The following is a 6,037-nucleotide window of genomic DNA, read 5'->3' as shown; positions in this document are numbered from 1 at the left end:
TAATAAAAAATGAAAGGAAGATTTGAAATGAATAACAAATATTGGTTAAAGAATGCTCGGTTAGAAACAGGATATAAAAAAGAGAATGAAAGAGTTGTCGAAACACAGACAGAACTTTGTCACCTATTAATAGAGGATGGGAAAATAGCAAAAATTATCAAAGCTGCAGAACAAAGGGAAGATGAGCTTCCGGTTAAAGATGCAAAAGGCCTGCTTTTGCTCCCTTCCTTTATTGAAAAGCATGTCCATCTGGATAAAACTTACATGGGAGATGCTTGGCGCGCATGTATCCCGGCTAAAGGGGTAATAGACCGCTGTAATATTGAAAAAAATATTCTAGCATCTCTTCTCTCAAGTACACAACAGCGGGCAGAAGCGCTGCTTGAAGTTCTATTATCCTATGGTTCCACACATGTTCGAACACATGTCGATATTTATCCTGAAGTGAAATTGCAAAATTTAGAAGGCGTGCAGCATGCCTTAGAAACTTATTCCCATAAAGTAAGTTCAGAAATTGTAGCGTTCGCCCAGCACGGGTTACTCCGTCCCGGAACAGCAGAACTATTGAGAGAAGCGTTGAGAAACGGGGCGGGGCTCGTAGGCGCTGTCGATCCAGCGACTGTCGATCAAAATATCGAAGCCTCTTTGGTCCAATTAATGGATTTGGCAGTTGAAGGGAATGCCGATATTGATTTGCATTTACATGATCCTGGCCATTTAGGTACATTCACGATGAAGCGACTTGCCATTTTAACGAAAGAAGCCGGATGGGAAGGAAGAGTAGCAGTCAGTCATGCTTTTGGTTTAGGAGATGTTTCTCGTGAAGAAGCAATTGAAATGGCGGAAATTTTAAGAGAGGCAGGCATTTCAATTGTTACGAGCCTTCCAATTGGAAGAAACATTCCTCCGGTAAACCTTTTAACTGAATATGGCGTTGAAGTGGCTATCGGCAACGATAATATCTATGATTCGTGGTGGCCGACGGGAAATGGGGATGTCTTTGAAAGGGCTGGAAGATTAATTGAACGCTGCCGCTGGACAGATGAAGTATCACTCGCACAATCCTTAAAATATATAACTGGCGGAATAACTCCTTTAAACAAAGAAGGCAGTCAGGTATGGCCAAAAGAAGGAGATACAGCCAATATAGTTTTGGTAGAAGCAAGCTGTTCAGCAGAGGCCGTTGCAAGGCGATCAAACCGTAAAGCCGTATTTTTTCAAGGTAACTTGGTTTCTGGGTCGTTAACTTAATTTATATAGCAAAAGGGGATGATGCCATCATCCCCTTTTTGGTATGCTTGCCGCATCCTGATCCAAATGGCGGGCATTAAACCAATTGCTTAAATAATAAAATATTAGATAAAGAAAAACAGAAACAAGCATTCCGCTGAACCAAGATATCCTATATAGCGGTTCAAGGCTTGGCATAAATTTTCCGAGTAAACTTAGACTGCCTGCCAAAAGGGTTGTTAGAATGGCAGGAATATTAAATTCTTTTGTCGGTCGTATATTGGTTTTTAAAGAATATAGCTCTTGTAAATTAATTTCTTTTTTATTTATTAAAAAGTAATGAACAAGCATTACCCCGATAACAGGACTTAACATTCCTCCAACCATATTTAAAAAGATAAAAATACTGGTAGGGTTCTCCATAATCTTCCAAGGCATAATCAGTAAACCAATCAACGCAGCGATTATTGCGCCAGATTTAAAGTTGAGACTTTTCGGTAAAAGGGCTGCCAATTGAGAACCGGCAGGAATAATATTTCCAACAATGTTAACAGATACTGTCGATAAACAAATGGTTAGCAAAGAAAGGATAATTGCAAATTTGCTATCAAAGCGATCGATCACTTCAAGAACATTCCAGATTGGAACCCCAAAGGCAACCTCTGAGCCAATGATAATCGTAATGCTTGCAACAGCAAACAATAAATAGGTACTGAAAAGTCCAGCAGCTTGCCCCAAAACCTGTTCTTTATTAGAACGTGAATATCTTGTCACATCCGAAACGCTTAATATTTGAGCAACCCAGGTGGCTAAAATGGCGGAAATGCAGCTTATAATAATTAATATACTATTTCCGTCTACACCTCTCGAACGATAGTTTAAGATGGGGGCGATTCCACCGGCTAAATGAATGGCCCAAATTGCCATTCCCCCAAAAACGATAAATACCATAGGAGAGAGCAGTTTCGTTAACTTCCCTAACGAGTTGATACCTGCAAAGATAAATAAAACATTGATCATCCAAAAGAGCAAAAGGGAAATAAGACTGGACAGACTTAATCCTAAAAAGTTTAAATTAGTCCCTAAGGTTGTATAGGGCGCCCAAATTTCCCCAATTAATATGGTGACAGCCAGGCTGCCGGCATAGGTTTGTAATCCAAACCACATTATCGCTGCCACAACTCCCCTAAGTATTCCCGGAAAAATGGCTCCTTTCCGGCCAAAGCTTGTCCGGATTAAGATTGAGAAGGGGATTCCATATTTCCCTCCGGCATGCCCATTCAAGATCATCATCGCTGACAAGATGAGGGCTGAAAGGATAATGATAAAAAATACTTGCCAAATGGATAAACCTAACGCAAAAAAACCACCAATCGTAACGTAGGATGGGACATTATGTACGGAGCCCATCCAAATGGAGAAATAATGTCCAAACTTCCAGGTACGAGCTTCGGGGGATGTTGGTAATAAATCCGGGCTATACATATTTGAATCTTCTTGTTTCAAATTGAACTCACCCCGACTTCCTGATATGTCTAAATCGTATTGAGAATTGTTGATAAATCATAACAAATATACAGATAACACCAGATATAATGAAACTCTCCCAAATGGTCATCAAATTGTCGTTCCAAGGTATTAGGAACAAGCCTCCCACAGTACCAATCAAAGAAGAAAGGGGAATGATTACAGGTAAAGTTTTGTTGCTAAGGATAATAAATAACATCGGCACAATGATTGCTGCATAAATATTTCCGGTGAAAAACAAAAGCTGCAGTGGGTTAGGTGTAAGGATACTCACAATAATGAGTAAACCGATACAGACGATACCGGAAAAAATGTAGGAAATTTTCCATTTCTCACGATCTGATAAAGGGTGAAATAATTCTATTATATTTTTTACAACCAAGGTTGTCGTAGCATGCAGCTCTGAACTAATGGCAGACGAAATGACACTAAAGCAAAATGAGACAAATAAAACAATGAGCATGGTTGATTGAATTTTATCTACAAGTTCAAACAGTAAAGAATATATATTTTTGTAGCTTCTGCCAAACATAATAATCATAAGGAGTGAAGTTAAGGCAAGAGGAACCGTGGCCCAAATAACACCTGCAAGTGTAAAGGTCATCCGTACTTTTTCTCGTTGAATAATAAATACTCTTTGCCATGTGGCCCGATCAATCATGGCCTGTCCAAAACCAATCAAGATAGCAGTGAAAATAAACCAAATCGAATCTGTATTTTTAAAGAATAAAATGTACGGATGATATAATTTAATTCCCTCATAAACAGGGTGAACACCTTCCTGGATAAAGAAATAGACAGGGATAACGATAACGGTCCCGAAGATTAAGGTGACATTAACACCTGCAAGTTGATGGATCCGCTGCATTCCACCCATTCCTCCGACAAAAAAACAAAATCCTAAAAACAACAACATCCCAATAAAAACAGGAATAGGGAACATTATGTGGATGAGGATTCCGGCACCCATTGCCTGAATAAATAGAGAGTGCAGGCTGGTAAAAATTAGTATAACGATGACAATCCAGTAACCGGCCGGTGTTAATTTTTTTCTTAATACATCCCCAATCGTTTGTTGATCAGGGAATTTATCACGCAGTAATTTGGCTATAAATCCAAACAAAATGAGTGCTATTGCCCCCATTAAGGAATAGCCAAGTCCTCCTGTTAATCCGTATTTAATTAACGTTTCAGGAGAGGAAAGGATGGTATTGCCTGTTATCCACCTTGCTAGAAGACTGACAACCCCATAGCCAACACCTAATTTAATCGCACCGCTAATATAAAATTGAAAAGAATTTTTATTCAACGGTATGTCTCCTTTAAACGGTAGTCCCGTGGTGATTGTCCAGTCATTTTCCGAAAGATTTGACTAAAGTAGTGCTGGCTATTAAAGCCGCATCTTTCAGAGATCGTGCTAATGCTTAAATCAGGGGAGTCGATTAACATTTTTTGCGCTTCTTTTAAACGGTAATCATTTAAATATTCCGAAAAGCCCATTCCGACTTCCTCATGAAATTTTCTGCTTAAATAAGCAGGGTTAATGTGGATTTTAGACGCCAAATAATTCAATGATAATTTTTCACTATATTCCTGGTGTATGATTTGTAAAGCGTTTACAATTGGCTCAGTATACCGACCCAACCTTTCATACTTGCTCAAGACACCCATCAGCTCGTCTTCAATAACAGGCTTTGTAATGTAATCAATAACCCCTAATCTTATCGAGGCCTGTGCATATTCAAAATTTTGAAATGCTGTCACCATAATAATGTCCATCGAATAAGAGCTGGTCAGTTCTTTCGCTAACTCCAAACCAGATTTTCCTGGCAGCTGGATATCTAAAAAAGCGATAAAGATTTCATGTTGTTTGATAATTTGAAGGGCTTGGGAGGCATCAAGAGCCTTGAAAATTTTCCAATTTGGAAATTTTTTTTGAATTAAATATTCAAGTTGTTCCAATTCAAGCGGTTCATCATCGACTAAAAGGATATTCATTTATTGCACCTTCTTTTGCTAATGGGAAAATGGCGGTTACACTGGTCCCATATTCTGTATTGGTTAATGTTACGGAAGTACGATCCCCGGGAAAAAGAATCTCAAGCCTTTTGGCGATATTTTCTAATCCAAGGCCGCCATCGTTAGATTGGAGCACTTGTCCTTCTAGAGAATTATTCCAAACGGTTACATATACTTCTTCATTTTTTTTATTAATTATGATCTTTAAAAAGGCTTCACCGATATGCCTTTCAAGGGCATGTTTAAAGGCATTCTCGACAAGAGTTTGAATTAAAAAAGGGATAATAACAGATTGTCCAACCTCTGGATCGAGCGATATTTCATAATGAAGTCTTTCACGAAACCTTATTTTTTGTATTTCCAAGTAGTAATTAATATAGGATAATTCCTCATTGATTGTAATTAGAGGTGAATTGGTTTTATATTTAAATTTAAGTAATCTTGAAAGAGTTTCAATTGAGCGAATTAGTTCCGATTTTCTGTCTAACCTGGCCAAGCTTAAAATCGAATTTAATGTATTAAAGAGAAAATGCGGCTGGATTTCTTGATTTAATTGATTATATAGTGCTGTTTGCAGCTCTTTTTCAAGGGCAATTTCCCGTGTTTGTTTTTCTAGAAGGTCAATTCGTTTTTCAAATACAAATAAGAACAACAAGGTAAAGGCCCCTAATAAGGGGGCTAATACACAAAGCATGATATAAAGTGAGAAAGTTTCAATATTAAGCATGGAACGAGATGCTCCTTTAGATGTAGAAAAAGGGAGTCAAACCTCACTCCCTTTTTTAATATAATATTTTATCTAATTTACCTCATTTTTGAAAATAGCTTTATTGGAATAGCTGCTCTGCAAAATGGCAGCTGACATAATGATTTTTATTTATTTCGCGTAAAGCAGGTTCTTCCATTTTACACCTCTCTGTCGCAAAGGGACAGCGGGTGTGAAAACGACATCCGCTAGGCGGGTCGATAGGGGAGGGGACATCTCCTTTTAATATAACTTTCTCCCTTGAATACGTTGGATTTGGAACAGGAATAGATGATAATAATGCCTTTGTATAAGGATGATGCGGTGAATCAAATAGTGCTTTCTTTTCTGCAATTTCAACGACCTTACCAAGATACATTACCATAACCCGGTCAGAAATATGACGTACTACACTTAAATCGTGCGAAATAAAAAGGAAGGTGAGTTGAAATTGATTTTGCAGCTTTTTTAATAGATTTAATATTTGTGCTTGGATGGATACATCCAAAGCAGAAA

6 protein-coding genes are annotated in these 6,037 nt (G+C 38.1%); 1 reads left to right on the top strand and 5 read right to left on the bottom strand.

The genetic code is table 11. The features are described from left to right. Positions 1 to 27: 27 nt before the first annotated feature. Entirely contained in the window at positions 28 to 1,251 is a 1,224-nt protein-coding gene (locus ACIFOT_RS30805; protein ID WP_430072383.1) for an amidohydrolase, read from the top strand. Between the two features lie 27 nt (positions 1,252 to 1,278). Here ACIFOT_RS30805 and ncs1 read toward each other — a convergent pair whose 3' ends face one another. The 5 genes from ncs1 to ACIFOT_RS30780 all read right to left on the bottom strand — a co-directional run. Beyond that, a complete protein-coding gene (gene ncs1 / locus ACIFOT_RS30800) occupies positions 1,279 to 2,736 on the bottom strand; it encodes an NCS1 family nucleobase:cation symporter (RefSeq protein WP_430072380.1) in 1,458 nt (485 codons plus the stop codon). A 7-nt stretch (positions 2,737 to 2,743) separates the two neighbouring features. After that, positions 2,744 to 4,066 (bottom strand): hypothetical protein, encoded by a 1,323-nt coding sequence (locus tag ACIFOT_RS30795; RefSeq protein WP_430072378.1) that lies wholly within the window; start codon positions 4,064 to 4,066, stop codon positions 2,744 to 2,746. Then, the gene (locus tag ACIFOT_RS30790) at positions 4,063 to 4,755 is read right to left on the bottom strand and encodes a response regulator transcription factor (RefSeq protein WP_430072375.1); all 693 of its coding nucleotides are present in this window, start codon (positions 4,753 to 4,755) and stop codon (positions 4,063 to 4,065) included. The genes ACIFOT_RS30795 and ACIFOT_RS30790 overlap by 4 nt, the downstream gene beginning before the upstream one ends. Further along, the gene (locus ACIFOT_RS30785) at positions 4,733 to 5,503 is read right to left on the bottom strand and encodes a sensor histidine kinase (RefSeq protein ID WP_430072372.1); all 771 of its coding nucleotides are present in this window, start codon (positions 5,501 to 5,503) and stop codon (positions 4,733 to 4,735) included. Before ACIFOT_RS30785 ends, ACIFOT_RS30790 begins: the two co-directional genes overlap by 23 nt. A 100-nt stretch (positions 5,504 to 5,603) precedes the next feature. Next, a partial coding sequence (locus ACIFOT_RS30780; protein ID WP_430072368.1) for an oligopeptide/dipeptide ABC transporter ATP-binding protein occupies positions 5,604 to 6,037 on the bottom strand: 434 nt, incomplete at its 5' end.

Source organism: Neobacillus sp. NRS-1170, assembly GCF_050468025.1.
Note: the sequence above shows the minus strand (reverse complement) of the source record. Positions and strands in the feature narration are given on the sequence as shown.